The sequence below is a fragment of the Micromonospora sp. CA-244673 genome (genome assembly GCF_050948395.1).
GTDB lineage: Bacteria > Actinomycetota > Actinomycetes > Mycobacteriales > Micromonosporaceae > Micromonospora.
Genome location: NZ_CP192019.1, coordinates 3,691,181 through 3,718,083, shown reverse-complemented (window position 1 = coordinate 3,718,083; position 26,903 = coordinate 3,691,181). Strand labels below are relative to the sequence as shown.

The following is a 26,903-nucleotide window of genomic DNA, read 5'->3' as shown; positions in this document are numbered from 1 at the left end:
GGGTGAGCGAGATCCTGCTGATCCGGCACGGCGAAACCACCTGGAGCGCCAGCCGCCGGCACACCTCGTACACCGACCTGGAGCTGACCCCCGACGGCGAACGCCAGTCCCGGGCGCTCGCCGTGGCACTAGCCGGCCGGCGCTTCGTCCGCGTGCTGTCCAGCCCCCGGCAACGCGCGACCAGCACCGCGCACCTGGCCGGGCTCACCGTCGACGCCACCGACCCCGACCTGGCCGAATGGAACTACGGCGCCTACGAGGGGCGCACCACCGTGGACATCCACGAGGAGAACCCCCGCTGGAACATCTGGACCGACGGCTGCCCCGACGGGGAGTCACCGGCCGAAGTCGGCGCCCGGCTCGACCGGGTGCTCGACCGGGTGGCCCCGCTGCTGGAGCACGGCAGCGTCGCGCTGGTCGGCCACGCGCACAGCCTGCGGGTGCTCGGCGCGCGCTGGATCGGCCTCCCCCCGTCCGCCGGCGGGCTGCTGCGGCTGGACACCGCCACCCTCAGCGTCCTCGGCCACGAGCACGGGCGGCGCGTCATCCTGCGCTGGAACCAGCCCGTTCCGCAGACCGGCGAGGCCGGTACCGACCGGGTGGCACGGCACTGATCTCCGGCTCGGGTCGGGCGTGGACGGCCGTGCGGGCGTACCGGGCCTGCGGGAGCGGCCGCACAAACGACCGGCTCCGGTCCAGCGTCCATGCCGAACCGGAGCCGATCGTGGGCGGCCACGCCGCGCGCCGTCAGAGGTAGCGCGAGGCCTCGTCGAGGAAGCGCTGCGCGTACCGGTCCGCCGGGATGTCCCCGAGGTAGTACTTCTTGAGGTCGCGGCGGGCGGCGGCGAGCGGGTCGGCGCCGAGGAAGTCGTCGAGGACGGCGTCGAGCCCCTGCAACCGGTCGCCGTGGGCGTCGATCACGTAGGCCGCCCGCGCGAGCGGGAACGCCTCCGGGAACCGGGCCGCCGGCACCGAGACGGCGACCATCACGAACGGCTTTTCCGAGTACAGGTAGTCGGCCACCACGCTCGACACGTCCGACACCATCGCGTCCGACGCGTTGAAGCAGTCCGCGACCGACATGGTCACCTCCGCCTCGGCGCCGAAGACGTGCGGCCGTCCGTTCGTCCGGCGGTCGTCGGCCAGCAGCGTCCGGATCCGCTCGCACTCCCGGCTCAACGCCGCGGACCGCCGGCTGTACGGATGCGGCCGGAAGACGACGCTGCACCCGCGCGCGACGAGCGCCTTCACGATGTCGTAACCGACGAGCAGCGACGAATAGTTGGAGTCGGCGTAGAAGCCGGCCCACGTCGGGGCGTACAGGACCCGGGGGCTGGCGATCGAGGCGATCGGCTCGGTGGCGATGGCGACGTTCTCCACCTGCGGGCGCCCGACGATGGTGAACATCTCCGCGGGCATGCTCACGCCGTTGGCCGCGAACCGGTCGATCGCGGCCTGGCCGGCGACGAAGTTCTTGTCGTAGATCCGGAAGATCGGGTTGTAGCTCGGCACCTTGTCGCTGTCGCCGTGGTTGAGCTGGATGTGCTTCAGGTTCGTGTACCGCAGGACGTGGTTGTTCATCGTCGCGGTGTTGACGTAGAAGGCCGCCCGCAGCGACGGGGCGATGACGTCGTCGATCTGGTTCAGCCCCATCCGCAGCACCACCGGCGCCTTGGTGAGACCCACCACCTCGTTGAAGTTGGTCTGGTTGCGCACCAGCACGAAGAACTTGCGGCCGAGGCGTTCCAGATAGGGCAACCACATCGCGAGCTGGTAGGCGGTGCCGGCGGGCGCGTTCCAGTGCACGAGGAAGACCGGCTCGTAGGCGGTCAGCGCGGCGAGCAGCTTCGTCTCACGGCTGCGCCGTGCCCGCACCCGCTTCACCGCCTGCAACCCGGTGAACAGGGTCAACCCGAGCGCCGCGGCCGCCACCACCAGCGCGATCCACCCGGAGACGTCGGTGAACGCGCAGACCAGCGCCGCGAGGACCGCGACGCCGTTGCCCAGCGCCACCCGGCCCGTGTTGGGGCTGCGGTCCGGCCGCGAGCCGTTGCCGGGCAGGTTGGCGGAGACGGGGTAGACCGCCTCGGACACGGAGGCCAGCAGCGGCTCGCTGAGGATCGCCAGGCCGGCGACGGCGACACCGACGGCCAGGACCGGATCGAGGCTGCCGTGTACGGCGCCGAGCAGGTACGCGCAGGCGAGCAGGAGGACGCGCCCCACGACGGCCGTCCCGGCGGCCGCCGCACCGCCACGCCACGTCCAGGCCAGCAGCGCGAGCGCCAGAACGGCCGGGGGAAGCGCCCAGAGGCGGGAGTCCCCCACCGCCGCGAGCAGCAGGGCGGCCAGGGCCGCCACCTCGACCGCCGAGGCGGGCAGTCGCGTCCCGGCCGCCGACGTCCGGGCCTCCGCGAGCCATCCGCTGAACCGGGACCGGCCCGGCTTGGACGCCGTCATCGCCCGATCCCCGCCGACCGGGGGCTGATCCACTGCTGCCGCCTCGCCCGACCCCGGCAATCCGCCAGGTAGTTCTGTCGCAACGCCAACTCCTTCTCCAACTGACTCACCCGCTCATCGAGCCCCCACGGCCCGGTGAACGTTGGTTCAAAGCGTAGGCGGATGGTCGCGGATCGCCCCGATCCGCCCACCGGCACACGCGCGCCGCCGCCTGCCGTCGCCCGATGACAGGCGTGCGGCCGGCGGAGGTGATCATCGCTCCCGGAGCGGGGTCAACCCCCCTGCGGACCCGCCGAACCGGCCGAGACCCCACGGAGCCGGTGCTGGTCCACCGGATCCGGGCCGACCTTCGGCGGGCGATGCTCGTAAGGGGTGGAGAGCACGACGGTCGTCCGGGTGGTGACGTTCGCGGACGTCCGGATCTCCTGCAGCACCCGCTCCAGGTCCGCCGGGCTGGCCACCCGCACCAGCAGGAGGTAGAAGTCCTCCCCGGCCACCGAGTAGCACGAGTCGATCTCGGGAAGGTGGGCCAGCCGTTCCGGGGCGTCGTCCGGCTGCGAGGGGTCGAACGGCCGGATCGCCACGAACGCGGTCAGCGGCAGCTCCAGCGCCTCGAACGACACGCGGGCCGCGTACCCCTTGATGACGCCGCGCTGCTCCAGCCGGCGGACCCGCTGGTGCACGGCCGACACCGACAGCCCCACCTTCTCGGCCAGGTCCGTGTACGACAGCCGACCGTCTCCGGTCAGCGCGGCGACGATGGCGCGGTCGATCTCCTCCACGCGGTGCAACCTACCTGGAAAAGCGCTCCCACGGTGCACCCGGCCCGCCGCCGTGACGCTGCGCGTGCCGGGTGTCGCGCACCGGTGCGATCAGCCCTTCGCCAGGGCCCGCGAGATGACCAGCCGCTGGATCTGGTTGGTGCCCTCGACGATCTGCAACACCTTCGCCTCGCGCATGTACCGCTCGACCGGGTGGTCGGCGACGTAGCCGGCGCCACCGAGCACCTGCACCGCGTCGGTGGTCACCCGCATGGCCATGTCCGTGGCGAACAGCTTCGCCTTCGCCGCCTCGATCGAGTACGGCCGGCCGGCGTCGCGCAGCCGGGCGGCGGCCAGCGTCAGGGCGCGGGCGGCGGAGATCTGGGTGGCGTGGTCGGCCAGGGCGAAGCCGAGCCCCTGGAAGTCGATGATCGACCGGCCGAACTGCTGGCGCTCCCGGGCGTAGCCGACGGCGTAGTTTAGGGCGGCCTGGGCCAGGCCGACCGCGCAGGCGGCGATGCCGAGGCGGCCCGAGTCCAGCGCCGACATGGCGATGGTGAAGCCCGCCCCCTCCCCGCCGATGAGCCGCTCGGCCGGCACCCGGGCCTCGTCGAAGGCGATCTGGGCGACCGGGGAGGCGTGCAGGCCCATGGTCCGCTCGGCGGCCTGCGGGTGGATGCCGGGGGTGTTCCGGTCGGCCAGCAGGCAGGAGATGCCCTTCGGGCCGGGGCCGCCGGTGCGGCAGAAGATGTTGTAGAAGTCGGCGACCCGGGCATGGGTGATCCACGCCTTGGTGCCGGAGACCACGTAGTCGTCGCCGTCGCGGACCGCCTTCGTGGTGAGCGCCGCCGCGTCGGAGCCGCCCTGCGGCTCGGAGAGGCAGTAGGCCCCCAGCAGCTCGCCGCCGATCATGTCAGGCAGCAGCTTGCGCTGCGCGTCGGTGCCGAACTGGGCGAGCGGGTAGCAGGACAGCGTGTGCACGCTGACCGCCTCGGCGACCGCGAGCCAGCGGCTGGCCAGGATCTCCAGCACCTGGAGGTACACCTCGTACGGCTGGGCGGCGCCGCCGTGCTCCTCGGCGTACGGCAGGCCGAGCAGGCCGGCCCGGCCCAGGGTGCGCAGCACCTCGCGGGGGAACTCGGCGCGCTCCTCGAAGCCGGCGGCCCTGGGGGCGAGCTCCCGGTCGGCGAGTTCGGTGGCGAGGTCCAGCAGGTCGTGGGCCTCGTCGGTGGGGAGGATCCGGTCGACAGTCATAGCGCGATGAGCTCCGTGGGGGTGGTGTTGAGCCGCTGCCCGCCGTCCGTCGTGCAGACGACGATGTCCTCGATCCGGGCGCCGTGCCGCCCGGCGAGGTAGATCCCGGGTTCGACCGAGAACGCCATGCCGGCCTCGATGGGCCGGGGGTTGCCGGTCACGACGTACGGCTCCTCGTGGGTGTCGAGGCCGATGCCGTGGCCGGTGCGGTGCAGGAACGCGGCGCCGTGACCGGCGGCCGTGATGATGTCCCGGGCGACCGCGTCGAGCGCCTCGGCGGTGACCCCCGGGCGGACGGCCGCCACGGCGGCGCGCTGCGCCTCGTGCAGGACGGCGTAGTAGTCGGTGAACTCGGCCGGGGCGGGACCGCCGGCGACGTAGGTGCGGGTGCAGTCGGAGCGGTAGCCGGACGGCATGGTGCCGCCGATGTCGACCACCACCGGCTCGCCCGCGCCGATCGGCCGGTCGCCGGTCTGGTGGTGCGGGCTGGCGCCGTTCGGGCCGGCGGCCACGATGACGAAGTCGACCCGGACGTGCCCGGCGGCGCGGATGGCGGCGGCGATGTCGGCGGCCACCTCGGCCTCGGTCCGGCCGGGGCGCAGCCACTCCCCCATCCGCCGGTGCACCGCGTCGATCGCGGCGCCCGCCTCGGCCAGGGCGGCCACCTCGGCGGGCGACTTGCGGATCCGCAGCTCGCGCAGCACCTCGGAGGCGAGCCGCTGGGCCGCGTCGGGCAGCGCGGCGCGCAGGGCGAGCACCTGCTCGGCCCACATCCGGTCGGCCAGCCCGACGGCGGCGGCCGGACCGGGCAGCGCGGCCCGCACCAGCGGCCACGGGTCGGTGCCGTCGGCGTGGTCGACGATCCGGTAGCCGGCGCCGGGCGCGGCCTCGGCGCCGGGGCGTTCCAGCACCGGCACGATCAGGGTGGGCTCGCCGTCGGCGGGGAGCACCAGGCAGGTGAGCCGCTCCCCCTCGTGCGCGTCGTAGCCGGTCAGGTAGCGCAGGTCGGAGCCGGGCGTGAGCAGCAGCGCGTCCAGGCCGGCGGCGGCCGTGGCGCGCTGGGCGGCGGCCAGCCGCTCGGCCGGGTACAGCTCGTCGGTTCCCACCCCCAGAGCTTAACGGTCGTTTGGGCGGCTGCGGGACCCCGGTCGCCGCTCGAACCCGCTCATCCGGTCCGCCTCGGCCTTGGTCAGGCCCGACGCCTGGAGCAGCTCGCTGACCACGATGAAGACCTGCGAGGCGACGATGGTGCCGGAGAAGCCGAGCCCGGTGGCCCGGGCCCGGCGGGCCGCCTCGGCGGCGCGCAACGCCTGGGACCGGGCGATCTCGGGGGTCCGGCCGGCCAGGAAGTCGCGGTGCAGCAGCCGCAGGGCCTGCCCGAACGTCTCGATGGCGACCGGCAGGTCGGCCGGGACCGGCTCCCGCGCGTCGAGCAGCGACACCACCCGGCGGACCATGTTGCGGCTGTTGGTGAAGGCCAGCTCCAAGTGCGTGGCGGCGTGCCCGTAGCGGCGCAGCTGGGAGCGGCGCCGCCACCGCCACGGGGACAGCGACGCCACCTCGGCGGCCGCGGCGACGATCTCGGTGGTCTCCTTCCGCTCCGCCTCGGCGGTCTGGAGGCGCTGCAACGCCGCGTCGGCCCGCCCCGGGTCGCCGGCGGAGAGGGCCTCGGCGGTGACGGTCAGCTGGTGGGCGAAGATGTCGAAGCTGGCGCCGGCGGCGCGGTGCACCACCCGGACCGGGTTCAGCGGCAGCAGGAGCAGCGCCACCACCACGGCCACCCCGCCGCCGACCAGCGCGTTGGCGGTCCGCGGCACGGCGAGGTCCGGCGCGCTGGGCTCGACGGTGCCCAGCAGGACGGCCGTGCTGCCGGCCTGCACCATCACCGCCCCGCTGCTGCGGAACACCACCGCCGCCGAGATGGCCAGCGCGACGACCAGCCCGGTCTGCACGGGCCCGTTCCCGATCACCTGGATGATCAGGTCACCGACGAGCACCCCGAGGATCACCCCGCCGAGCAGCTCGGCGGTGCGGCGTACCCGGTTGCCGATCGCCGCCGCGATGGTGCCGACCGCGGCGGCGGGCGCGAACAGCGGCTGCGGGTTGTGCAGCAGGGTGTTGGCGACGTACCAGGACAGCCCGGCCGCCAGCCCGGCCTGGAGGGCGACGATGAAGTACCGGCGCAGCCGCTCGAACGCCTCCTGCGCGTGGCGCCGGGCGGCGGCCACCACCGCGGTCACGGCGCGTCCCGCGGGTCGGGGCGCCGCCGGCGGTGCGGCGCGGGCGCGATCACGCTCCCCTCTACCCCGACGGCGCTCCGGTAGTCCCGCCGCCGGGCCGCTCAGGCGCCGGCGGCCTCGGCCCGGAGGTCCTCCTCCGACGCGCCGCGCCGCCAGTAGCCGGCGAAGGTGACCCGGCGGCGGTCCAGGCCGCGCTCGCCGACCAGGTGCCGGCGGACCGCCCGGACCATGCCGGCCTCGCCGGCGATCCACGCGTACGGGGCGGCGCCGGGCAGCCGGGCGGCGCGCACCGTGTCGGCCAGCAGGCTGCCGGCCGGCGTGGTGGCCCCCCGGACCAGCCAGGTCACCTCGGCGCGGGCGGCGCTGGGCAGCGCCTGGATGTCGCCGGCCGCAGGGACCTCGACGAAGGCCCGGACCGGGGTGCCGGCGGGCAGCCAGTCGAGGATCCCGCCGACGGCCGGCAGGGCGGTCTCGTCGGCGACCAGCAGCACCGAGTCGGCGCCGGTGGGCGGCTGGAAGCGCACGGTGCGCTCGTCGGGCACGGCCGGACCGAGCAGCAGCACCCGGTCACCGGGGCGGGCCCGGCCGGCCCAGCGGGTGGCCGGGCCGGTGTCGCCGTGCCGGACGAAGTCGATGTCCAGCTCGCCGGTCTCGGGGCGCTGCGCGCGGATCGTGTAGGAGCGCATCACGGCCCGCACGTCCGGGTCCAGGGCCCGCCACGCCGCGTACCAGTCCTCGCCGGCCTCGACCGGGACGACCGGGGTGTCCTGGCCGGGGTGCGGCAGGAAGAGCGAGACGCTCTGGTCCCGGCCGCCGCCGGCGAACCCGCCGAGGTCCTCGCCGCCGAAGGTGACCCGGACCAGGCAGTCCCCCACCGCCCGGGTGACGAGCACCCGGGCGGTGTAGAACCGGTACCGCAGGGCGACGGCGGTGGTCACGCCGTGACCTTCTTCGCGCCCCGGATGGCGGTGGCCAGGTTCTCCAGCAGCGGGGCGGCGCCGGCGTACGAGAAGCGGGGCACCGCGTCCCACGGGGTGACCTGGTTGGCCTTGACCGCGGGCAGCTGCGCCCAGGTGGGCTTGGCGGCGAGGTCCTTCGGCTGCAGGGCGGTGGGGCGGTTGTCGAGCAGGATCAGGTCGGCCGGGAACTTGCCGGTGTTCTCCCAGCTCAGCGCCTCGAAGTAGTCACCCTGCTCGAGCTTGGTCGGCACCACGATGTCGACGCCGAGTTCGACGAAGTACATGAGGTCGGTGCTGATCTTCGGGTTGGAGACGTAGAACAGGTCGGGGCTGCCGGAGGCGGCCATCACCTTGATCCCCGGGTTCGCCTTGACGGCCTGGCGCACCGCGTCGGCGGCGGCGGTGAACCGGGCCTTCGCGTCGGTGACCTTCTTCGCGGTGAGGTCGGCGCCGAGGGAGGCGGCGAGTTCGGCGTACCGCTCGATCGGCTTGGTCATCGGCACGCGGGCCGTGGTGACGGCGACGCTCGGTGCGAGGGAAAGGATCTTCGCCTTGCTCTCGTCCGGGACGTACCAGAGGGCGCCCGGGTCGTACATGTGGGTGACCAGCAGGTCGGGGCGGAGCCCGGCGTACTTCTCCAGGTTGAACTCGCCCCAGGCGTTGCCCAGGATCTCGACCTGCTCGACGTTCAGGTCGCCGGCCTGCGGCTCCTTGCTGCCGTCGGCCTTCTTCGTCTCGCCGAACACGCCGACGATCTGCTTGTCGAGTCCGAAGTCGACCAGGGCGGCGGCCACCCCGGTGAAGGCGACGATCCGGGACGGTCGGGCGGCGGCGTCGACCTTCTGCTGCCGGTCGTCGGTGAACGACCAGGGGCCGCCGGTCGGGCCGGTGCTGGTGGCGGCGTCGCCGCCGTCCTTGCCGCAGCCGGCGAGGAGGGCGCCGAGGCCGGCGGCGCCGGCGGCGGCGAGGAGGCCGCGGCGGGAGAGCCGGCGGCGGGACAGGGCATCGGGCATGGCGAAGTCTTTCGGTACGGGTCTGCGAACGACCATGGACAGCGAGGTTAGGCTAACCTAACCCACGTTCCCGTCAAGGCCCTTCCTGCCCCCTCGGAGCCCACGCTGTCCGTCATCACCCCACCCCGAAGCGGCGCCGTCACCGCCCCGGCGCCCGGCCGCCACCGGCTCCGGGCCGGCGGGCTCGCCCTCGGCGTGCTGCTGCTCGCCGCGGTGGCCGTGCTCAGCCTCGCCCTCGGCGCGAAGCCGCTCTCCCTCGCCGACGTGTGGCACGGCCTCACCGACCCGGCCTCCCCCGAGTACGCCGTCGTGCACCAGGGACGGCTGCCCCGTACCCTGCTCGGCCTCGCCGCCGGCGCGGCGCTCGGCGTCGCCGGCGCGGCCATGCAGACGCTGACCCGCAACCCCCTCGCCGACCCCGGCCTGCTCGGCATCAACGCGGGCGCGTCGGCCGCGGTGGCCACCGCCACCGTGCTGCTCGGCGTCGGCGACCTCGACCACCAGGTCTGGTACGCGCTGCTCGGCGCCGCCGCGGTCACCGTCGCCGTGCACACGATCGCCGGCGGCCGGCAGGCCACCCCGGCCCGGCTGGCCCTGGCCGGGGCGGCGCTCAACGCGGCCCTCTACTCCTACGTCAGCGCCGTCATGCTGGTCGACAGCACGTCGCTGGAGCGGATGCGGTTCTGGACCGTCGGCTCCCTAGCCGGGGCGCGCACCGACACCGTGCCGAGCCTGCTGCCGTTCGTCCTGGCCGGACTGCTGATCGCCCTGCTGGTGACCCGCCCGCTGGCCGCCCTGGCTCTCGGCGACGACTCCGCCCGGGCACTCGGCGCCCGGCCCGGCCTGGTCCGGGGCGCGGTCATCGTCGCCGTCACGCTGCTCTGCGGGGCGGCCACCGCCGCCTGCGGGCCGATCGTCTTCGTGGGGCTGCTCGCCCCGCACCTGGTGCGCGCCCTCACCGGGCCCGACCCGCGCCGGCTGCTGCCCTGGTGCGCGGTGCTCGCGCCGGTGCTGCTGCTCACCGCCGACGTGGCCGGCCGGCTGCTGGGCCGCCCCGGCGAACTCCAGGTGGGCCTGGTCACCGCCGTGCTCGGCGGGCCGCTCTTCCTGCACCTGGTGCGGCGCGGGCGGGTGGGCCGGCTGTGATCGTGCTGCGCCTTCCCGGCGGGCTGTCGCTGCGCCTGCGCCCCCGCGCCCTCGTCGTCGGCCTGGCCGGCGCGATCCTCGCCCTCGCCCTCGCCGTGCTGGCCGTCGGCGCCGGCGACTATCCGATCGCACCGGCCGACGTGCTGCGGGTGCTGGCCGGTGGGGGCAGCCCCGCCGACCGGTTCATCGTCACCGAGCTGCGGCTGCCCCGGCTCGTCACCGCCCTCGCGGTCGGGGCCGCCCTCGGCCTGGCCGGCGCGGTGTTCCAGTCGCTGACCCGCAACCCGCTGGGCAGCCCGGACGTTCTCGGGGTCACCTCCGGCGCGGCCACCGGCGCGCTGACCGTGGTCGTGGTCGGCGGCGGCAGCGCCGCGCTGGCCGGGGCGGCCGCCGCCGGCGGACTGGCCACCGGCCTGCTGCTCTACGCCCTCGCCGGCCGGCACGGCGTCGGCGGGCACCGGCTCGTGCTGGTGGGCATCGGGCTCACCGCCGTCCTCACCGGCGTCAACGGCTGGCTGCTCACCCGCGCCCCGCTGATGGACGCCGCCCGCGCCGCCCTCTGGATCACCGGCAGCCTGGACGGGCGGGGCTGGGCGAACGCCCTGCCGGTGCTCGCCGCGCTGGCGGTGCTGCTGCCCGCCGTGCTGCTCGCCCGCGCCCCCGCGCTGCGGCTGCTGGAGATGGGCGACGACTCCGCCGCCGGGCTCGGCGTGCCGGTGCGCCGGGTCCGGGGCGCCGCGCTCGGCTCGGCCGTGCTGCTGGTCTCGGTCGCCGCGGCGGCCGCCGGGCCGGTGTCCTTCCTGGCGCTGACCGCCCCGCACCTGGCCCGCCGGCTCACCCGCGCGCCCGGGCCGAACCTGCTGCCGTCGGCGGTCGTCGGCGCGGCCCTGCTGCTCGCCGCCGACCAGCTCGCCCAGCACGCGGTCGCCGGCCGGCAACTGCCCGTCGGCGTGGTGACCGGCGTGCTCGGCGGCGGCTACCTCGCCTGGCTCCTCGCCGGCGAACGCGGGAGCCGGCGATGACCGGCTCCGACGAGAAGGGAACCCGGATGCGGCCCGACACCCCCCGGCTGGTCGGCGAGGCGCTGACCCTCGGCTACGACCGGCGCACCGTCGCCGAGGACCTCACGGTCGCCGTCCCCGACGGGTCCTTCACCGTGATCATCGGGCCGAACGCGTGCGGCAAGTCGACGCTGCTGCGCGCCCTGGCCCGACTGCTGCGCCCGGCCCGGGGCACGGTGCTGCTCGACGGCGCGGACATCCACCGCCGGCCGGCCCGCCAGGTGGCCCGTACCCTCGGGCTGCTCCCGCAGTCGGCGGTGGCCCCGGACGGGCTCACGGTGGCCGAGCTGGTGTCCCGGGGCCGCTACCCGCACCAGGGCCTGCTGCGGCAGTGGTCCCGCGAGGACGAGCGGGTGGTCGACCGGGCGATGGCCGACACCGGGGTCGCGGAGCTGGCCGACCGGCCGGTCGACGAGCTGTCCGGCGGGCAGCGGCAGCGGGTCTGGATCGCCATGGCGCTGGCCCAGCAGACGCCGCTGCTGCTGCTCGACGAGCCCACCACCTACCTGGACATCGCCCACCAGGTCGAGGTGCTGGACCTCTGCGCCCGGCTGCACGAGGAGCAGGGCCGCACGCTGGTGGCGGTGCTGCACGACCTGCACCAGGCCGCCCGGTACGCCACCCACCTGGTGGCCATGCGCGACGGGCGGGTGGTCGCCGCCGGGGACCCGCGCCGGATCGTCACCACCGAGCTGGTCGAGGAGGTGTTCGGCCTGCCCTGCCGGATCATCGAGGACCCGGAGACCGGCACCCCGCTGGTCCTCCCGGCGGCCCGTCGATCCGGTACCGCCGGCGCCGACGCCGGCAGGGCCCCGGCCGGCACCGGACCGGGCGGCGGTTGACCCCCTCCGGTGCGAGAGGGAATTGCGGGACGTGCCCAGATCCTGAGCGTCAGCCGCGCCTCACGTCGGCTCGCCACCGCGCGGCGCCGCGTCCGCCTTCTCCGCCGGACCGGCGTCGTCGCCGTCGCGCTGCCGGCGGCGGTCACGCCTGCGCTCGACCAGCGCCGCGGCGAGCAACGAACCGGCGGCCGCCGCCCGTCCCCAGCGGCGCAGGGCGGCCCGGACCGGTCCGGGCGGGGGCGGTGGGGGCGGCCCCGGCACCACGACCCGGTCCACGCCCGGGTACGCCAGCCGCGCGGCCTCGACCGCCTCCTCCTCCGACACCGCGACCCGGTTGGCGGTGAGCACCAGCCGCCGGATCTCGTCGCGGTAGCGCCACCGCCACACCTCCCCCTCCGGCCACAGCTCGATCCGCTCCCCCGGCCGGTCCGGCGCGGGCGTCTCGGGTTCGTCGTCGCGGGGGGCGGGTCGGCGGGAGGGACGGCCGGCACGCCGCAGGTCGGCCCGGGTGAGGTCCCCGAGCGAGGGCGCGTCGCCACGGCGCAGCGCCCGCGCGGTCAGGAACGCGACCGCGCCGGTCAGGATCGGCAGGGCGAGCACCAGGACCCGGAAGAGGTACAGCAGGTCGTAGACCGGCACCCCGAGCAGCCGGGCCAGGAGGTCGTCGCCCGCGGCCACCACGAGCACCGCGAAGAAGGTCAGGGCGGCCACCCCGACACCGATCCGCACGGGGTGGTCCCGGGGGCGGTCGAGCAGGTGGTGCGGGCGGCGGTCGCGCGTGCGCAGGCGCTCGGCGAACGGCCAGAGGTAGAGGGCCACGAACGTCAGCCCGCCGAGCACGACGCCGGGGAAGAACGGCGCCGGCACCAGGTAGCCGCCGACGCGGAACTCCCACGGCGGGAACAGGCGCAGCGCGCCGTCGCCCCAGGCGACGTACCAGTCCGGCTGCGCCGGCGAGGTGGACTGGGCCGGCTCGAACGGCCCGTAGAGCCACACCGGGTTGATCTGGGCCAGGCCGCCGAGGGCGAACAGGACCGCCAGGACCCAGGCGAAGAGGGCGAGCGAGCGCAGGGTGTAGCTCGGCCACAGCCGGGACCCGACCACGTTGTGCTCCGTCCGGCCCGGGCCCGGGAACTGGGTGTGCTTCTGCCGCACCAGGATGCCCAGGTGCAGGGAGATGAGGGCGACGAGGACGGCCGGCACGAGCAGCACGTGGGTGACGAACATGCGCGGGATCATCGCGTCGGAGGGGAACTCGCCGCCCAGGGCCAGGGCGGCCAGCCAGGTTCCGACCAGGGGAATCGACTCCACCACCGAGGTGATGATCCGCAGGCCCAGTCCGGAGAGGAGGTCGTCGGGCATGGAGTAGCCGGTGAAGCCGTTGGCCAGGGCGAGGGTCAGCATGGTGACGCCGATCAGCCAGTTGAGTTCGCGCGGCTTCCGGAACGCCCCGGTGAAGAAGATCCGGGCCAGGTGCAGGACGATCGCGGCGACGAAGACCAGGGAGGCCCAGTGGTGGGTCTGCCGGATGAGCAGACCGGCGCGCACGTCCCAGCTCAGCCGCACCACCGAGGCGTACGCGGCCGAGGTGGTGCTGCCGTCGAGGGGGGCGTACGACCCGTGGTAGACGCGGTCGGCGGAGCTGGCGTCGAAGAAGAAGGTGAGGTAGACGCCGGTGAGGATCAGCGCCACGAACGAGTAGAGCGCGAGCTCGCCGAGCATGAAGGACCAGTGGTCCGGGAAGACCTTCGCCAGCGCCCGGCGGGTGAGCGGGGAGAGCCGGAGCCGGTCGTCCAGCGCGCGGGCCAGCCGGTTCATGATCATGGCCGACTCCAGAAACCGGCGCCGGGCGGCGCGGTGAAGTCGCCGGTGGCCCGGAGGAAGCCGTCCGGGCCGACCTCGATCGGCAGTCCCGGCAGCGGCCGCGCCGCGGGACCGGCGACCGCCCGGGCCCCGGCCAGCAGGTCGAATGACGACTGGTGGCAGGGGCAGAGCACCCGGCCGGTGCCCTTGAGGTAGAGCCGCACCGGGCAGCCGGCGTGGGTGCAGAGCATCGACCAGACGACCAGGCCGCCCAGGTGGCCGCCGGCGGGCGGGTGGGCGAAGCGCTCGGGGTCGAGGCGGACCGCGAAGGCGGGGGCGTCGCCGGCGTCGGGGTCCCCCTCGGGGAAGACCGCCACCAGCGTCTCGGCGGGCACGTCGTCCGGCCGCAGGGGCCGTCCCGTGTCGTCGACCAGCCGTACGCCGGGCCCCCACGGGGTGTCCCTGAGGGCCCGGGGCGGGCGGGCCCGGTCCCCGGGGAGCAGGGAGCGGAGCGGGAACAGCACCGCGACGCCGAGGGCGGTCAGCGCGAACCCGAGTGCCGCGAGCAGGCCGTGCCGGCGCGTCGGGCTGTCCGGCGCGGCGAACTCCGCCGCGGTCATCGCCTGCTCGGCCGGGGGCGAGGTGAAGCCCTCGTGCTCCTCGACGTACCCGCCGACGGGGACCAGCCGCCGGGCCCAGACCGCGAGCCCCACCGCCAGGCCGGCGAACGCGACCGCCAGACTCACCCCCTCCCACCGGGTGTCGCCGCCCAGCCCGTAGGTCACCGCGAAGCCGACCGCCCCGGCGGCGCTCACCAGGAACGCGCCGACGATCCGGCGACTCGCGGACTCCTCGGCGGGCGACGGGGGCGGGCGCCTCACTCCGCCGCCCTCCGGCCCAGCCAGCGCACGCCGGCCACCAGGAGTACGAGCACCGCCAGCCAGGCGAGCAGCCCCTCGGCCAGCGGGCCGAGCCGGCCGAGCGGGTTGCCGCCCGGGTCCAGCCGCTCGGTGCGCAGCCGCCGCACGTAGCTGGTCAGGTCGTCGACCTGCTGATCGGTGAGCACCTGGCCGGGGAAGGCCGGCATCAGCCCGGGCCCGACCCGGACCGCCTCGGCGACCTGGGTGGCCGAGGCGTCGTACAGCGGTGGGGCGCTCCAGCCGTTCGTGAGCACGGCCCCCGAGCCGGTAGCCCCGTGGCAGGGCGCGCAGTTGGCGGCGAAGAGGTCCCGGCCGGAGACCACGTCGCCGGGGGCGACCCGGGGGATCCGCGGGCCGCCGCCGCCGAAGCTGGCGACGTGGTCGACCAGCGCGGAGATGTCGCCGGCGGAGAGGACGGGCTCGCGGCGCCGCGCCTGGGAGACCTCGCTCCACACGGGCATCCGGCCGGTGGAGAGCTGGAAGTCCACCGCCGCCGGCCCGACGCCGACCAGGGACGGCCCCTGCTGCGACCCCTGCCCGCGTACGCCGTGGCAGCTCGCGCACTGCTGCAGGTAGAGCTGGGTGCCGCGGTCGCCGGCGGGAGTGGTGGTGGCCGGGGTCGGCGTGGGGTCGGGTGCGGGCGCGAGGGCCACCGGGCCCGCGGCGAGCGCCAGCACGGACCCGACCACGAGGGCCCGGCGCGGGTGCGAAGTGGGCAGGGTCACCGCTCGTGGTCGCCGCATCCGTCAGTCCAACGTGTAGAGGTACGCGGCGATGTCCTGCGCGTCGATCGCGCTGACGCCGAGGTTCGGCATGGCGGTGCCCGGCTCGACGGCCTGCGGGTCGGTGATCCACCGCCGCAGGTTGTCCGCGTTGTTCGGCAGTTCACCGGCGATGTACGACCGGGCGCCGAAGCGGGTCAACGGCGGGCCGACCAGCCCACCGGCCCGGTCGACGCCGGGGACGGTGTGGCAGGAGCCGCACCCGTACCGGGCGATCAGCTTCGCGCCCCGGTCCGGCCGCCCGGCGTGGGACTCGGGCGGTGGTGGTGGCGACGTCGACGCGCAGCCGGACACGGCGACGACCGGGAGCGCCGCCAGCACGGTTGCCAGCATCCAGAGTCGACGGCTCATCGCACCATCCCTTCGGTTGCGGCGCCCGTCGCCGGCGGCGCGCCGGGCCGGGCCGTGGCCAGGCGGTCGGGCCGCTCCCGCTCAAGCCGCAGCAGCCAGCCGAGGAAGACCGCCAGCGCCGCCACCAGGACCACCAGGTCCATGGGCGCCCACATGAGCAGTCCGGCGAGCTGCTGGTCGGCGAGCGGGTCGGGGCCGAGGACACGCAGGGGGTAGACCGGCTCGGGGGCGAAGGTGAGGACCGCGCCGAGCGCGGAGGCGGGCAACATGGTGCCGACCAGCAGCAGCAGCGAGACCGGCGCGGGCGTCCGGTGCCGGGCCGGGCCGAGCACCGGCGCCCACAGCAGCCAGGCCGTCGCCACCAGGCTCAGGTGCTCGGCGGCGTGCAGGACCGGGCGGTCCACCGCGGCGACGTACGGGCCCGGCAGGTGCCACAGCCACAGGGCCAGGGTCTGCGCCGCCGCGGCCAGCAGGGCGTACCCGGCCGGGCGGCGCAGCCGGCGCACCGGCGCCGCGGCCCGGAGGCGGGCCAGCAGCCGGCGCAGCGGCCGGGGCGCGGCGATGGTCAGCGGCAGCCCCGCCGCACCGGCCGCGAGCAGCGGGCCCGCCACCAGCAGGAGCAGCATGTGCTGGGCCATGTGCCCGGCGTAGGAGGACTCCGCCAGCCGGTGCACCGGCCCCTGGTCGGCGCCAGCACCACCACCAGCCCTGCGCCGAACGCCGTCACCCGCCGGCCCGCCACCACCCGGCCGCGGCCGCGGCGCGCCCACAGCTCCTGCACACCCCGGCCGTAGCCGGCCGCGAGCAGGCAGACCACGACCACGGCCAGCATCGTCAGCAGCCCGTCGGCCACGTCGCCCGCGCCGGACCCGTGGGCCCGGTAGACGGTCAGCCCTGACATGGCGGGAACACCAGCACGGCGACCCCGCCGAGCACGATGATCGTCAGGAACAGCAGGTTCGCCCAGACCCCGACCACGGCGAGCATCCGGGAGCGGTCGACGGCCCGGTCCCCGGCGCCGGCCGACGACGCCCGGGCGGTGCGCCGCCACACCAGCGTGGCCACCAGCAGCGAGCCCACGGTGACCAGGCCCGGGATCACCACCGCGAGCCACACGGCCAGCCAGAGCGGCACGGCGGAGATGCGCTCGCGGCCCGCGGCGCAGGTCAGCTCGTCCAGCGGCCAGGCCACGAGCAGGTGCGCGGCCCAGGCCACGGCCCCGCCGAGCACGCCGTACCAGAGCAGCAGCCCGCCGGCCAGGCGGGTGTGCGGACCGGGCCCGGTGGTCATCACAGCCGCGGGGAGAGGTAGATGGTGAACAGGATGGCGACCCACACCGCGTCGACGAAGTGCCAGTAGATCGCGGCGTTGCGGACGCGTTCGTGGCGGTGGGACCCGAAGCTGCCACCGCGCAGGGAGGCGGCGAGCAGCCACCCGATCATCGTCAACCCGACCAGCACGTGCAGCCCGTGGAAGCCGGTGATCAGGTAGAACAGCGAGCCGTAGACGTCGGTGGTCATGGTGAAGTGTTTGAGGTCCTCGGCGTACTCGACGGCCAGCAGGGCCAGGAAGGTCAGCCCGAGCACCAGGGTGGCGGCCAGCCCGGCGCGCAGCCGCCCGCGCCGGCCGCGCCGGATGCCGTGCTCGGCCCAGACCACGGGCAGGCTGCTGGGCACCAGCACGGCGGTCATCAGCAGCGGGAGGAGCAGTTTCGGCTTGTCGCCGCCGGGTGGCCACTGCGGACCGAACTGGAAGCGGAGATAGAAGTAGCTGCCGAGCAGGCAGGCGAAGAGGGTGGCCTCGGTGGCGACGAACAGCACCATGCCCCACCAGCCGGTCGGCCGGCCGACCGGCTCCTCCGTGGTCAGCGCCGTGAGGCCGGTGGCCGCGGCCACGACCCCGCCCCGGTCCGTCATGACGCCACCCCGAGTTCCTCGTCGGGGCGGCGCGGCGGCCAGAGCCAGGCCGCGATCGTCGCCGCCACCACCAGCACGGCGACGGCCGCGACCGGGTACGCGGCCAGCAGCATGGCGGTGAAGAAGACCAGCAGCGCGCCGGCGAGGACGAGTGGCTTGAACGACGGCTCGGGCATCGCCACCGCCCGCTCGGTGCGCGCGTCCAGCTCGCTGGTGACCAGGGTGCGCCGGCCCTCGCTGAGGACGCGGTCCGCGCTCGCGCCGGTGGTGGTCGACTCGGCGGTCCGCGCGTCCCAGGCCGGGTGCAGGCTGTGCACCCGGGGAATGACCGGGAAGTTGTACGGCTCGGGCGGCGAGGCCGTCGACCATTCCAGGCTGTCGCCCTCCCACGGGTCCGGCGGCGCCGGCCGGCCCCGCCGCACCGCGTGCACCACGCCGACGAGCACCAGCAGCAGCCCGAGCGCCAGCAGGTACGAGCCGACAGTGCTGACCAGGTTCCACCCGTCCCAGCCCGGCTCGCTGCGGTAGGTGTAGACGCGCCGCGGCATGCCGAACAGGCCGGTGAGGTGCATGGGGAAGAAGGTGACGTGCATGCCGGTGAGGGTCAGCCCGAACGCCCACCGCCCGAGCCCCTCGTGGTACATCCGGCCGGTGATCTTGGGCAGCCAGTAGTAGATGCCGGCGAGCATCGGGAAGACCGCACCGCCGATCAGCACGTAGTGGAAGTGCGCCACCACGAAGTAGGAGTCGGTGACCTGCTGGTCGAACGCGGTCACCGCGAACATCGCGCCGGTGACGCCGCCGAGGACGAAGGTCACGATGAACCCGATCACGAACAGCAGCGGCACCCGCGGCACCAGCCGGCCGAGCAGCATGGTGGCCAGCCAGGCGAAGATCTGGATGCCGGACGGGATGGTGATGACGGTGCTGGCCGCGCTGAAGAAGCTGTACGACAGCTGCGGCAGCCCGGTGGCGAACATGTGGTGCACCCAGACCCCGAACGAGATGATCGCGATCGCCACGATGGAGAGCACGATCAGCGAATAGGCGACCACCCCGCGGCGGGTGAACGCGGGCAGCACCGCGGAGACGATGCCCAGCGCGGGCAGCACGATGATGTACACGTCGGGATGTCCGAAGATCCAGAACAGGTGCTGCCAGAGCAGCACGTTCCCGCCGCCGGACGGGTCGAAGAAGTGGGTGCCGAACCGGCGGTCGAAGAAGAGCATCGCGTTGTCCGCGTTCAGCGCCGGCAGGGCGAAGACCACCATGAACGCGGTGGCCACGATCGCCCAGACGAACAGCGGCACCCGGTTGAGCGACATCCCCGGCGCCCGCAGCTTGAGCGCGGTGACGATGAAGTTGATGGCGCCCGAGGTGGTGGAGATGCCGAGGAACAGCAGCCCGAGGGCGTAGACGTCCATGTGCGGGCCCGGGTTGTGCGGCACCTGGTTCAGCGGCGCGTACGCGAACCAGCCGTTGTTGGGGGCCGCCCCGAAGGGCAGGCTGGCCCACATGAACAGGCCGGCGAAGAGGAACACCCAGTAGCCGAAGGCGTTCAGCCGGGGAAATGCCATGTCCCGGGAACCGATCATCAACGGCACGAGGAAGTTGCCGAAGCCGAAGAGCATCGGGGTGGCGAACAGGAAGATCATCGCCGTGCCGTGCATGGTGAAGAGCTGGTTGTACTCCTGCGGCGACACCACGCCGGACTCGGGCCGGGCGAGCTGGGTGCGCAGCACCAGGGCGCTGAGCCCGGCGAGGACGAAGAAGAACGCGGCGGTGACCAGGTAGCGCCGGCCGATCCTCTTGTGGTCCACGGTGGTGAACCAGGCGCGCAGCGAGCGGGGCTCGGCCCAGTGCTCGGCCAGCCGGGCCAGGTCGTCCCGGCCCACGCCGGGCGCGGTGCTGGTGGTCGAGGACATGGCGGCCCCTACTCCAGCGACCGCAGGTAGGCGATGAGGTCGGGCAGTCGGTCGGCGTCGACCGGCTGCGGGGGCATGGCGTTGCCCGGCTTGACGGTCTGCGAGTTGACGATCCAACCGCCGAGGTGCCCGGCGTCGTTGGGCACCGCGCCGGCGCCGATGCTCCACCGCGGGCCGAGGTTCGACAGATCGGGCCCCACCCGCCCCTGCGCGCCGGTGCCGCGGACCGTGTGGCAGGCGGCGCAGGTGCCCTGGACGAAGGTCTGCTGGCCGCGCCGTTCGGCCTCGGTCCGCGGCGCCCGGGCGGGGGCGTCCAACCGGGCCAGCCAGGCGTCGAAGTCGGCGCGGGGTTCGGCCACCACGAGGAACGCCATGTGGGCGTGCTGGGTGCCGCAGTACTCGGCGCACTGGCCGCGGAAGCTGCCGCCGCGCCGGGCCTCCACCCAGGTCTCCCGGGTCTCGCCGGAGATCAGGTCCATCTTCGGCATCAGCTGCGGCACCCAGAAGCTGTGCAGCACGTCGTCGGTGCGCAGGCGGACCCGGACCCGCTCCCCCACCGGGATGTGGATCTCGTTGGCGGTCGCGCCGGAGGCGCCCGCGTAGCGCACCTCCCACCACCACGTGTGGCCGGTGACCTCCACGGTGGGCGCGTCGCGGCCCGGGCCGGCGCCGAGCGCGGCGAGGTCCCGCAGGCCGACGCCGTAGACCGCCACGAGGATGACGAACGGCAGCCCGGCCCCGGCGATCGTCACGAAGCGCAACGGCTGGCCGTGACGCACCCGGGCGGCGCCGCGCCGGAACACGAGCGCCCAGGCGAGCAGCACCATGACCTCGGCGAACACCGCCATGGAGAGCCAGAACAACAGCCACCACAGGCCGCTGACCCGCGCCGCCCCGGTCCCCGCCGGGTTCAGGGCCGACGGGCTGCCGCCGGAGCAGCCGGCGAGCAGCAGCGGGCCGTACAGCAGCGGCAGCACCGATCGCGGCCGGCGCTGCCGCCGCGCCGGGCGCGAGGTGGTCTGCGCTGTCGTCTTCACCGGCAAGGACCTTAGTACCGCTTGTCGGCGTTCATACCTTTTATCCTGAACGGCGGCAGATGGCACACGCCCCGCCCTATGGTGTGTCCAGTTCCCACCTTCTCGGTCAAGCGCCTCAGGGACGCGGACAGGGAGATGATGCAAGCCTCCACCGTGGACCTCCTCACGGACACCGCCGGAGCCGCCGCGGCGCGCCGGACGATGGCCTGGGTCACCGGCGGGCTCGCCACCGCGGCCACCGTGGCCGGCGGATGGCTCGCGCCCCCCGATGAACTCCAGGGCGACGCGCAGCGCCTCATGTACCTGCACGTCCCCGCCGCCTGGGTGGCGTACGCCGCGTTCGCGGTCGTCCTCGCCGCCAGCGGGGCGTACCTGATCGGCGGTGACCTGCGCTGGGACCGGTTCGCCCGGGCGGCGGCCGAGCTCGGGGTGGTGCTCACCGCCGCCGCCATCGGCACCGGGTCCGTCTGGGGGCACCTGGTCTGGGGCACCTGGTGGGCCTGGGATCCCCGGCTGGTCAGCACCGCCCTGCTGCTGCTCGCCTACGCCGGCTACCTCGCCCTGCGCCGGACGCTCGCCGAGCGCCGGGGAGCGCGCGACGGCGGCGACCACCGGGTGGCCCGGCCCGCCGCGATCGCCGGTGTCGCCGGCTTCCTCCTCGTGCCCGTGGTGCACTTCTCCGTGGTCTGGTGGCGCTCGCTGCACCAGCAGGCGACGGTGCTGGCCCCCCACCGGCCGCCCATCGACCCCCGGATGGCCACCGCGCTGCTCCTCGCCGTGGCCGCCGCGACCCTCGCCGCGTTCTGCCTCCTGCTGCACCGGGTCCGCCACCTGGAACGCCACGTGGCCCCCGAGCCCTCCCCCGCCGCCGCGCGCACGCCGGCCGGAGTCGGATGATGCGTCGCCGGGCGGGCCGGACGGCCCTCGTCGCGGTGCTGCTCGCCGCCGGCGGACTGCTGGTCACCGGCGCGCTCCGCGACACCGTCACGTACTACCGGACGCCGGGCGAGCTGCTCGAGGATCCGGGCCTCGCGGGCCACCGGGTCCGCCTCGGCGGCGACGTCGTGCCCGGCTCGCTGCGCCACGAGGGCGAGCTCGTCGTGTTCCGCCTCGCCGAGGCGGGCCACGAGATCACCGTCGAGCAGCGCGGCGTACCCCCGGAGACCTTCCGGGAGGGAACCGGGGCGGTCGTCGAGGGCACGCTCTCGTCCGACGGCGTGTTCCGCTCAGACCACGTGGTGGTCCGGCACGGCAACGAGTACCGGCCGTCGTCCTCCCCCGCGGTTCCGGTCGATGCTGGGTGACCTCGGCACCGCCGGCCTCGCCGCGGGGCTCGCCTGCGCGACCCTCACCGCCCTGCTCTGGCTGCGCGTTGCCCTGTTCGGCGCGGACGTCCGCACCGCCCGGCGCGGCACCGCCGCCACCCTGGCCGCCGCCGCCCTGGCCTGCGCCCTGCTGGAGACGGCGCTGCTGCGGCACGACTTCAGCGTCCGGTTCGTGGCCGAGAACGGCGGCCGGCACGTCCCGCTCTACTACACCTTGACCAGCCTCTGGTCCGCCCTGGACGGCTCGCTGCTGCTGTGGCTGCTGATCCTCGGCGGGTACGCGGCGCTGCTGGCCCGGCGCGCGTACCCGCCGCGGCTGCACGCGTACGCGATGGTGGTCGTCAGCGTGGTCATGCTGTTCTTCTTCGCGCTGTCCACCTTCGCGGCGAACCCGTTCCGCGCGGTGAGCCCGGTGCCGGCCGACGGCCCCGGACCGAATCCCCTGCTCCAGCAGCACCCGGCCATGGGCGTGCACCCGCCGCTGCTCTACGCCGGCTACCTCGGTCTGGTCGTACCCTTCGCGTTCGCGCTGGCGGCGCCGCTGGCGGGACGGGACGGGCCGGGCTGGGTGCGGTTGGCGCGCCCGTGGGCGCTGGTCGCCTGGGCGGCGCTGACCGGCGGCATCGGGCTGGGCGCCTGGTGGTCGTACGCGGTGCTGGGCTGGGGCGGCTACTGGGCGTGGGACCCGGTGGAGAACGCCTCCCTGCTGCCCTGGCTGACCGCCACCGCGTTCCTGCACACCACCCTGGTCCGCGGCCGGGCCGCCTGGCACGGCGCGCTTGCCTGCGCGAGCTTCCTGCTGGTGCTGCTCGGCACCTTCCTCACCCGATCCGGGGCGGTGTCCAGCGTGCACGCCTTCACCGACTCGCCGCTGGGCCCGATGCTGCTCGGCTTCGTGCTGCTGGCGGTGGTGGTGTCGGCCGTCCTGACCGGCCGTCGAGGCACCGAGCCGACCCGACCCGGGCGGCCGCGGGCGCTGTCCCGGGCCACCCTGGTGCTGGTCCACGGCGTGCTCCTGGTGACCATCGCCGCGGTGGTGCTGATCGGCACCATCCTGCCGCTGCTCACCGCCCCGCTGACCGGGACCCGCTCGTCGGTGGGCCCCGCCTACTACCAGCGCACCGCGGTGCCCCTGGCGGTCGTGGTGCTGCTGGTGATGGGCGTGACGCCGGCCCTGCGGGTCCGCGACCGGTCGGCGGCGCTGCGGCGGCTCGTCGTCCCCGCCGCCGCCGGCCTGGGCACCGTGGCCGTCGTCGGCCTGTTCAGCCGGCCCGGCCCGGCCGCGCTCACCGCGTTCGGCGCGGCGGGGTTCGTCCTCACCGGACTGGCCGGGGACCTGGCCCACCGGCTACGCCGGCCCGGCCCGCACCGGCGGCCCGGCCGGCTCGCCGGGCTGGTCGCGCACGCCGGGCTCGCCCTGGTCGCGGTGGGCGTGGCCGGCTCGTCGGCGTACGGCCGGGACGCCGAACGGACGCTGCGGGTCGGCGAGACCCTGCGGGTGGGCGACGTCGCGGTCCGGCTGGTCGGGGTGGACCGGACCGGCGGCAGCGCAAGCATGGCCGTACAGGCCCGGCTGGCGCTCACCGCGTCGGGCCGCGCCGCGCGGACGATCACGCCGGTGCTGCGCTACCAGGCCGCCCGGGACACGACCGTCACCGTGCCCGCGATCGGCGCCGGCCCGCTGCGCGACACGTACGTCACGCTGCTCGCCGTCAGCGAGGACAGCGGCACCGCCACCGTGCGGCTCGCCGTGAACCCGCTCGTGGGCCTGATCTGGGCCGGCGGCGCCCTGACCGCCGTCGGCGGGTTGCTCGCGGCCGCCGCGCGTCCGCGGACCCGCCCGGCCGCCCGCGCCGACCGGCGGCGGCCCGCCCCGGTGGCCGCCGGATCGGGAGCCGCGACGTGAGGCGGCGCCCCGGCTGGCTGCGCGTCGGGCCGGCGACGGTCCTCGCGCTCACCGTCGCCGTCGGCGCCCTGATCGCCGTCGGCCTGCGCGCACCCGCCACGCCGGACCCCGGGGCCGCGGCGGTGGCCGGCAGACCCGCCCCGGCGCTGTCCGGCGCCACCCTGGACGGTGGCCGCTTCGCGCTGTCCGACGCTCGGGGCCAGGTGGTGCTGGTCAACGTGTTCGCCTCCTGGTGCGGGCCGTGCCGGGATGAGCTGCCGGTGCTGGTGGACGCCGAGCGCAGCTGGTCCCCGCGCGGCGTCCGGCTGGTCGGGCTGAACATCCGCGACGGCGCCGACGCGGTCCGGGCGCTGCTCGACGAGACCGGTGCGACCGGGTTGACCGTGCTGCCCGACCCCGACGGCACGCGGGCGGTCGAGTGGGGCGTGCGGGGCGTGCCGGAGACCTTCGTGGTCGGCCGGGACGGCCGGCTCGTCGACCGGCGGCAGGGGGTGGTGACCCGGCAGTGGCTGGAGCAGCGGATCGCACCGCTGCTGGCCGGATGAGGTGGCGGCGCGCCCTGGTGGCGCTCGCGCTCGTCACGCTCGCCGCGGCGGCCGGCGCGGTGCTGGCCCGCTCGGCGGGCGACCCCGGCCGGCAGGACCCGGTACGCGCGGTGTCCGCCGGGCTGCGCTGCCCGGCCTGTCAGGGCGAGTCGGTGGCGGACTCCCGGTCACCGATCGCGGCGGCGATGCGGCAGGTGGTGGCGGACCAGCTCGCCCAGGGGCGGGACGCGCCGCAGATCCGGCGGTGGTTCGTCCAGCGGTACGGCGCCGACGTGCTGACCGACCCGCCGGACCGCGGGGTCCGGCTGCTGCTCTGGGGCGTACCCGTGCTGACGCTGCTGGCCGGCGGCTACGCTGCCCGGCGGACGCTGCGGCCCGGTGCCGCCCGGACCGGTCCCGCCGCACCCCGGACGCCGGACGCTCGGACCGCACGACGGGCGTGGCGGCTGGCGTCCGTGGGCGTGGTGGCGCTCGTGGCGTCCGTCGCGATCGCCGCCGACCGGCTCGACCCGCCCGCCCGGCCGGCACCGGCCGACCCGGTCGCGGTCGCCCTCCAACTCGCCCACGACCTGGAGACCCAGGACCGGTACGACGCCGCCGCGCAGATGTACCAGGAGGCGCTGCGGGACCGGCCCGACGACGCCGTCCGGGTGCGACTCGCGTTCGCGCTGCTCCGGGCCGGCGACGGCGCCGCCGCGCAACGAACCGCCCGGGACGTGCTCGCCCGCGAGCCGGATTCCCCCGACGGCCTGCTGGTGCTGGGGCTCGCGCAGCGGAACAGCCGGTCCGCCGAGGCGGGCGACACCCTGCGGCGCTTCCTGGCCGTCGCACCGGCGCACCCGGCCGCCGCGGAGATCAGGCGGCTGCTCGGCACCGGGCCGGCACCCGCCGGGCGCTGAGGTGGCCTTGTCGACGACCGGCCGGCGTGCGGGCTACCCGACCGCCGCCGCGGCGGCCCGGCCGGCGGTGCGGCCGGAGAAGAGGCAGCCGCCGAGGAAGGTGCCCTCCAGGGCGTTGTAGCCGTGCATGCCGCCGCCGCCGAAGCCGGCGACCTCGCCGGCGGCGTACACCCCGGCCAGGGGCTCGCCGTCGGGGCGCAGCACCCGGCCGGACAGGTCGGTGTGCAGGCCGCCGAGCGTCTTGCGGGTCAGCACGTGCAGCTGCACGGCGATCAGCGGGCCGGCGGCCGGGTCGAGCAGCCGGTGCGGGGTGGCGACCCGGATGAGCCGGTCACCCCGGTAGCGGCGGGCCCCGCGGATCGCGTGCAGCTGCGCGTCCTTGCCGAACGGGTGGGCGATCTCCCGGTCCCGGGCCTCGACGAGCCGGCGCAGCGCCACGGCGTCGAGCTGCGGCCCGCCACTCTCGGCGGCCAGCTTGTTCATCCCGCCGACCAGCTCCGGCAGGTCGCCGGCGACGACGAAGTCCGCGCCGTGCCGCTTGAACGCCTCCACCGGCCCCGGCGCGCCGGGACGGACCCGCTGGAGCACCTGCCGCACGCTGCGGTTGGTCAGGTCGGGGTTCTGCTCCGAACCGGAGAGCGCGAACTCCTTCTCCAGGATCTTCTGGGTGAGCACGAACCAGCTGTAGTCGTGGCCGGTGGCCCGCAGGTGGCGCAGCGTGGCGAGGGTGTCGAAGCCGGGGAACAGCGGCGCCGGCAGCCGCTCGCCGGTCGCGTCCAGCCAGAGCGACGACGGCCCGGGCAGGATGCGGATGCCGTGCCCCGGCCAGACCGGGTCCCAGTTGCGCAGCCCCTCGGTGTAGTGCCACATCCGGTCGGGGTTGATCACCTGACCGCCGGCCGTCTCGGTGACGGCGAGCATCCGGCCGTCGACGTACGCGGGCACGCCGGTGACCATCCGCGCCGGTGGGGTGCCGAGCCGCGCCGGCCAGGCCCGCCGGACCAGGTCGTGGTCGCCGCCGATGCCGCCCGAGGTGATGATCACGGCCTGCGCCGCGTACGCGAAGTCGCCCACCACGGTCCGGGAGGTGGGTCGCCCGCGCGGGGCGTCGTCGGGGGCCAGCACCGCACCGCGTACGCCGGTGACCGCGCCGCCGCTGGTGACCAGCTCGTCGACGCGGTGCCGGAACAGCAGCCGGATCCGGCCCTCCTCGGCGGCGGCGCGCACGCGCCGGGCGAACGGCTCCACCACGCCGGGGCCGGTGCCCCAGGTGACGTGGAACCGGGGCACCGAGTTGCCGTGCCCTTGCGCCGCCGCGCCGCCCCGCTCGGCCCAGCTCACCACCGGGAAGACCCGGTGGCCGAGGCCGCGCAGCCAGGCGCGCTTCTCCCCGGCCGCGAAGTGCACGTACGCCTCGGCCCACCGACGCGGCCAGTGGTCCTCCGGGCGGTCGAAGGCGGCGCTGCCGGTCCAGTCCTGCCAGGCCAGCTCGACGGAGTCCCGGATGCCCATCCGGCGCTGCTCCGGCGAGTCGACCAGGAACAACCCGCCGAACGACCACCACGCCTGCCCTCCGAGGTTCTGCTCCGGCTCCTGGTCCAGCAGCAGCACCCGGCGGCCCGCGTCGGCGGCCTCGGCGGCGGCGACCAGGCCGGCCAGCCCGGCGCCGATCACGATCACATCGGTATCCACGGCACCGACCGTACGTAGCCGGGTGCCAAAATCCTTGGTCGGGGCGTGCGTGATCCGCCACCGGGTTTG

27 protein-coding genes are annotated in these 26,903 nt (G+C 75.5%); 9 read left to right on the top strand and 18 right to left on the bottom strand.

Translation table 11 applies throughout. The features are described 5' to 3' along the window. The first annotated feature begins 2 nt into the window (after window positions 1-2). On the top strand, window positions 3-614 hold the full coding sequence (locus tag ACQP12_RS17250) for a histidine phosphatase family protein (protein ID WP_433280111.1): 612 nt from the start codon (window positions 3-5) through the stop codon (window positions 612-614). 133 nt (window positions 615-747) lie between these two features. Here ACQP12_RS17250 and ACQP12_RS17245 read toward each other — a convergent pair whose 3' ends face one another. The 7 genes from ACQP12_RS17245 to ACQP12_RS17215 all read right to left on the bottom strand — a co-directional run bounded on the left by ACQP12_RS17245 (window position 748) and on the right by ACQP12_RS17215 (window position 8,684). Beyond that, window positions 748-2,457, bottom strand: coding sequence for a CDP-glycerol glycerophosphotransferase family protein (locus ACQP12_RS17245; RefSeq protein ID WP_433280109.1), 1,710 nt, complete (start codon window positions 2,455-2,457; stop codon window positions 748-750). A 272-nt stretch (window positions 2,458-2,729) separates the two neighbouring features. After that, complete coding sequence (locus tag ACQP12_RS17240) at window positions 2,730-3,239, bottom strand: Lrp/AsnC family transcriptional regulator (protein ID WP_357946692.1); 510 nt, start codon at window positions 3,237-3,239, stop codon at window positions 2,730-2,732. Window positions 3,240-3,329: 90 nt separating this feature from the next. After that, window positions 3,330-4,472 carry an acyl-CoA dehydrogenase family protein gene (locus ACQP12_RS17235; protein WP_433280107.1) on the bottom strand — a complete coding sequence of 381 codons (1,143 nt, stop codon included), beginning with the start codon at window positions 4,470-4,472 and terminating at the stop codon, window positions 3,330-3,332. Further along, a complete protein-coding gene (locus ACQP12_RS17230) occupies window positions 4,469-5,584 on the bottom strand; it encodes a M24 family metallopeptidase (protein WP_433289309.1) in 1,116 nt (371 codons plus the stop codon). Before ACQP12_RS17230 ends, ACQP12_RS17235 begins: the two co-directional genes overlap by 4 nt. A 3-nt stretch (window positions 5,585-5,587) precedes the next feature. Continuing rightward, window positions 5,588-6,712, bottom strand: coding sequence for an FUSC family protein (locus ACQP12_RS17225; RefSeq protein WP_357946698.1), 1,125 nt, complete (start codon window positions 6,710-6,712; stop codon window positions 5,588-5,590). A gap of 101 nt (window positions 6,713-6,813) precedes the next feature. After that, window positions 6,814-7,650, bottom strand: a complete 837-nt coding sequence (locus ACQP12_RS17220) for a siderophore-interacting protein (protein WP_433280105.1) — start codon at window positions 7,648-7,650, stop codon at window positions 6,814-6,816. After that, window positions 7,647-8,684: an ABC transporter substrate-binding protein gene (locus tag ACQP12_RS17215; RefSeq protein WP_433280104.1), complete on the bottom strand. Its 1,038-nt coding sequence runs from the start codon at window positions 8,682-8,684 to the stop codon at window positions 7,647-7,649. The genes ACQP12_RS17220 and ACQP12_RS17215 overlap by 4 nt, the downstream gene beginning before the upstream one ends. A 195-nt stretch (window positions 8,685-8,879) precedes the next feature. On the opposite strand from ACQP12_RS17215, the gene ACQP12_RS17210 reads away from it, so the two are divergent. From ACQP12_RS17210 to ACQP12_RS17200, 3 genes are read left to right on the top strand one after another with little or no spacing between them, the layout of a single operon-like run. Further along, entirely contained in the window at window positions 8,880-9,830 is a 951-nt protein-coding gene (locus tag ACQP12_RS17210) for a FecCD family ABC transporter permease (protein ID WP_433280102.1), read from the top strand. Next, window positions 9,827-10,852, top strand: a complete 1,026-nt coding sequence (locus tag ACQP12_RS17205; RefSeq protein ID WP_433280100.1) for a FecCD family ABC transporter permease — start codon at window positions 9,827-9,829, stop codon at window positions 10,850-10,852. The genes ACQP12_RS17210 and ACQP12_RS17205 overlap by 4 nt, the downstream gene beginning before the upstream one ends. 26 nt (window positions 10,853-10,878) lie before the next feature. Beyond that, complete coding sequence (locus tag ACQP12_RS17200) at window positions 10,879-11,733, top strand: ABC transporter ATP-binding protein (RefSeq protein WP_433289307.1); 855 nt, start codon at window positions 10,879-10,881, stop codon at window positions 11,731-11,733. A gap of 60 nt (window positions 11,734-11,793) precedes the next feature. Here the strand turns inward: ACQP12_RS17200 and qcrB are convergent, their stop codons facing one another. The 10 genes from qcrB to ACQP12_RS17150 are packed head-to-tail and all read right to left on the bottom strand — an operon-like array spanning window position 11,794 to window position 20,467. Continuing rightward, window positions 11,794-13,557, bottom strand: coding sequence for a cytochrome bc1 complex cytochrome b subunit (qcrB, locus tag ACQP12_RS17195; protein ID WP_433280098.1), 1,764 nt, complete (start codon window positions 13,555-13,557; stop codon window positions 11,794-11,796). Continuing rightward, window positions 13,554-14,417 carry a Rieske 2Fe-2S domain-containing protein gene (locus ACQP12_RS17190; RefSeq protein WP_433280096.1) on the bottom strand — a complete coding sequence of 288 codons (864 nt, stop codon included), beginning with the start codon at window positions 14,415-14,417 and terminating at the stop codon, window positions 13,554-13,556. The genes qcrB and ACQP12_RS17190 overlap by 4 nt, the downstream gene beginning before the upstream one ends. Further along, window positions 14,414-15,199 carry a cytochrome bc1 complex diheme cytochrome c subunit gene (qcrC, locus tag ACQP12_RS17185; protein WP_433280094.1) on the bottom strand — a complete coding sequence of 262 codons (786 nt, stop codon included), beginning with the start codon at window positions 15,197-15,199 and terminating at the stop codon, window positions 14,414-14,416. Before qcrC ends, ACQP12_RS17190 begins: the two co-directional genes overlap by 4 nt. A 3-nt stretch (window positions 15,200-15,202) precedes the next feature. Next, window positions 15,203-15,589 (bottom strand): c-type cytochrome, encoded by a 387-nt coding sequence (locus ACQP12_RS17180; protein WP_433280092.1) that lies wholly within the window; start codon window positions 15,587-15,589, stop codon window positions 15,203-15,205. Beyond that, window positions 15,586-16,227: a cytochrome c oxidase assembly protein gene (locus tag ACQP12_RS17175; protein ID WP_433280090.1), complete on the bottom strand. Its 642-nt coding sequence runs from the start codon at window positions 16,225-16,227 to the stop codon at window positions 15,586-15,588. The genes ACQP12_RS17180 and ACQP12_RS17175 overlap by 4 nt, the downstream gene beginning before the upstream one ends. Then, window positions 16,155-16,490, bottom strand: coding sequence for a hypothetical protein (locus ACQP12_RS17170; protein WP_433280088.1), 336 nt, complete (start codon window positions 16,488-16,490; stop codon window positions 16,155-16,157). Before ACQP12_RS17170 ends, ACQP12_RS17175 begins: the two co-directional genes overlap by 73 nt. After that, a complete protein-coding gene (locus ACQP12_RS17165) occupies window positions 16,478-16,879 on the bottom strand; it encodes a hypothetical protein (RefSeq protein ID WP_357946724.1) in 402 nt (133 codons plus the stop codon). Before ACQP12_RS17165 ends, ACQP12_RS17170 begins: the two co-directional genes overlap by 13 nt. Then, on the bottom strand, window positions 16,879-17,505 hold the full coding sequence (locus ACQP12_RS17160; protein ID WP_357946726.1) for a cytochrome c oxidase subunit 3: 627 nt from the start codon (window positions 17,503-17,505) through the stop codon (window positions 16,879-16,881). Before ACQP12_RS17160 ends, ACQP12_RS17165 begins: the two co-directional genes overlap by 1 nt. Continuing rightward, entirely contained in the window at window positions 17,502-19,430 is a 1,929-nt protein-coding gene (gene ctaD, locus ACQP12_RS17155) for a cytochrome c oxidase subunit I (RefSeq protein WP_433280086.1), read from the bottom strand. The genes ACQP12_RS17160 and ctaD overlap by 4 nt, the downstream gene beginning before the upstream one ends. Window positions 19,431-19,438: 8 nt before the next feature. Further along, entirely contained in the window at window positions 19,439-20,467 is a 1,029-nt protein-coding gene (locus ACQP12_RS17150) for a cytochrome c oxidase subunit II (RefSeq protein WP_433280085.1), read from the bottom strand. A gap of 153 nt (window positions 20,468-20,620) precedes the next feature. Between ACQP12_RS17150 and ccsA the strand changes: the two genes are divergently transcribed. From ccsA to ACQP12_RS17125, 5 genes are read left to right on the top strand one after another with little or no spacing between them, the layout of a single operon-like run. Further along, window positions 20,621-21,364: a cytochrome c biogenesis protein CcsA gene (gene ccsA, locus ACQP12_RS17145; protein ID WP_433280083.1), complete on the top strand. Its 744-nt coding sequence runs from the start codon at window positions 20,621-20,623 to the stop codon at window positions 21,362-21,364. Further along, on the top strand, window positions 21,361-21,771 hold the full coding sequence (locus ACQP12_RS17140; protein WP_433280081.1) for a cytochrome c maturation protein CcmE: 411 nt from the start codon (window positions 21,361-21,363) through the stop codon (window positions 21,769-21,771). Before ccsA ends, ACQP12_RS17140 begins: the two co-directional genes overlap by 4 nt. Further along, window positions 21,761-23,698, top strand: a complete 1,938-nt coding sequence (locus tag ACQP12_RS17135; protein ID WP_433280080.1) for a heme lyase CcmF/NrfE family subunit — start codon at window positions 21,761-21,763, stop codon at window positions 23,696-23,698. The genes ACQP12_RS17140 and ACQP12_RS17135 overlap by 11 nt, the downstream gene beginning before the upstream one ends. Next, window positions 23,695-24,243 (top strand): TlpA family protein disulfide reductase, encoded by a 549-nt coding sequence (locus ACQP12_RS17130; RefSeq protein WP_433280078.1) that lies wholly within the window; start codon window positions 23,695-23,697, stop codon window positions 24,241-24,243. Before ACQP12_RS17135 ends, ACQP12_RS17130 begins: the two co-directional genes overlap by 4 nt. Beyond that, window positions 24,240-25,142, top strand: coding sequence for a cytochrome c-type biogenesis protein CcmH (locus ACQP12_RS17125; protein WP_433280076.1), 903 nt, complete (start codon window positions 24,240-24,242; stop codon window positions 25,140-25,142). Before ACQP12_RS17130 ends, ACQP12_RS17125 begins: the two co-directional genes overlap by 4 nt. Before the next feature lie 33 nt (window positions 25,143-25,175). Here the strand turns inward: ACQP12_RS17125 and ACQP12_RS17120 are convergent, their stop codons facing one another. Beyond that, window positions 25,176-26,834, bottom strand: a complete 1,659-nt coding sequence (locus ACQP12_RS17120; protein ID WP_433280074.1) for an FAD-binding dehydrogenase — start codon at window positions 26,832-26,834, stop codon at window positions 25,176-25,178. Between the last annotated feature and the right edge of the window lie 69 nt (window positions 26,835-26,903).

Bases quoted from the DNA above. Each gene is read 5' to 3' on its own strand.
- ACQP12_RS17245 (WP_433280109.1), bottom strand. From the start codon at position 2,457: ATGACGGCGTCCAAGCCGGGCCGGTCCCGGTTCAGCGGATGGCTCGCG.
- ACQP12_RS17235 (WP_433280107.1), bottom strand. From the start codon at position 4,472: ATGACTGTCGACCGGATCCTCCCCACCGACGAGGCCCACGACCTGCTG.
- ACQP12_RS17215 (WP_433280104.1), bottom strand. From the start codon at position 8,684: ATGCCCGATGCCCTGTCCCGCCGCCGGCTCTCCCGCCGCGGCCTCCTC.
- ACQP12_RS17200 (WP_433289307.1), top strand. From the start codon at position 10,879: ATGCGGCCCGACACCCCCCGGCTGGTCGGCGAGGCGCTGACCCTCGGC.
- qcrB (WP_433280098.1), bottom strand. From the start codon at position 13,557: ATGATCATGAACCGGCTGGCCCGCGCGCTGGACGACCGGCTCCGGCTC.
- qcrC (WP_433280094.1), bottom strand. From the start codon at position 15,199: ATGCGGCGACCACGAGCGGTGACCCTGCCCACTTCGCACCCGCGCCGG.
- ACQP12_RS17180 (WP_433280092.1), bottom strand. From the start codon at position 15,589: ATGAGCCGTCGACTCTGGATGCTGGCAACCGTGCTGGCGGCGCTCCCG.
- ACQP12_RS17175 (WP_433280090.1), bottom strand. From the start codon at position 16,227: ATGGCCCAGCACATGCTGCTCCTGCTGGTGGCGGGCCCGCTGCTCGCG.
- ACQP12_RS17170 (WP_433280088.1), bottom strand. From the start codon at position 16,490: ATGTCAGGGCTGACCGTCTACCGGGCCCACGGGTCCGGCGCGGGCGAC.
- ACQP12_RS17165 (WP_357946724.1), bottom strand. From the start codon at position 16,879: ATGACCACCGGGCCCGGTCCGCACACCCGCCTGGCCGGCGGGCTGCTG.
- ACQP12_RS17160 (WP_357946726.1), bottom strand. From the start codon at position 17,505: ATGACGGACCGGGGCGGGGTCGTGGCCGCGGCCACCGGCCTCACGGCG.
- ctaD (WP_433280086.1), bottom strand. From the start codon at position 19,430: ATGTCCTCGACCACCAGCACCGCGCCCGGCGTGGGCCGGGACGACCTG.
- ACQP12_RS17140 (WP_433280081.1), top strand. From the start codon at position 21,361: ATGATGCGTCGCCGGGCGGGCCGGACGGCCCTCGTCGCGGTGCTGCTC.
- ACQP12_RS17135 (WP_433280080.1), top strand. From the start codon at position 21,761: ATGCTGGGTGACCTCGGCACCGCCGGCCTCGCCGCGGGGCTCGCCTGC.
- ACQP12_RS17125 (WP_433280076.1), top strand. From the start codon at position 24,240: ATGAGGTGGCGGCGCGCCCTGGTGGCGCTCGCGCTCGTCACGCTCGCC.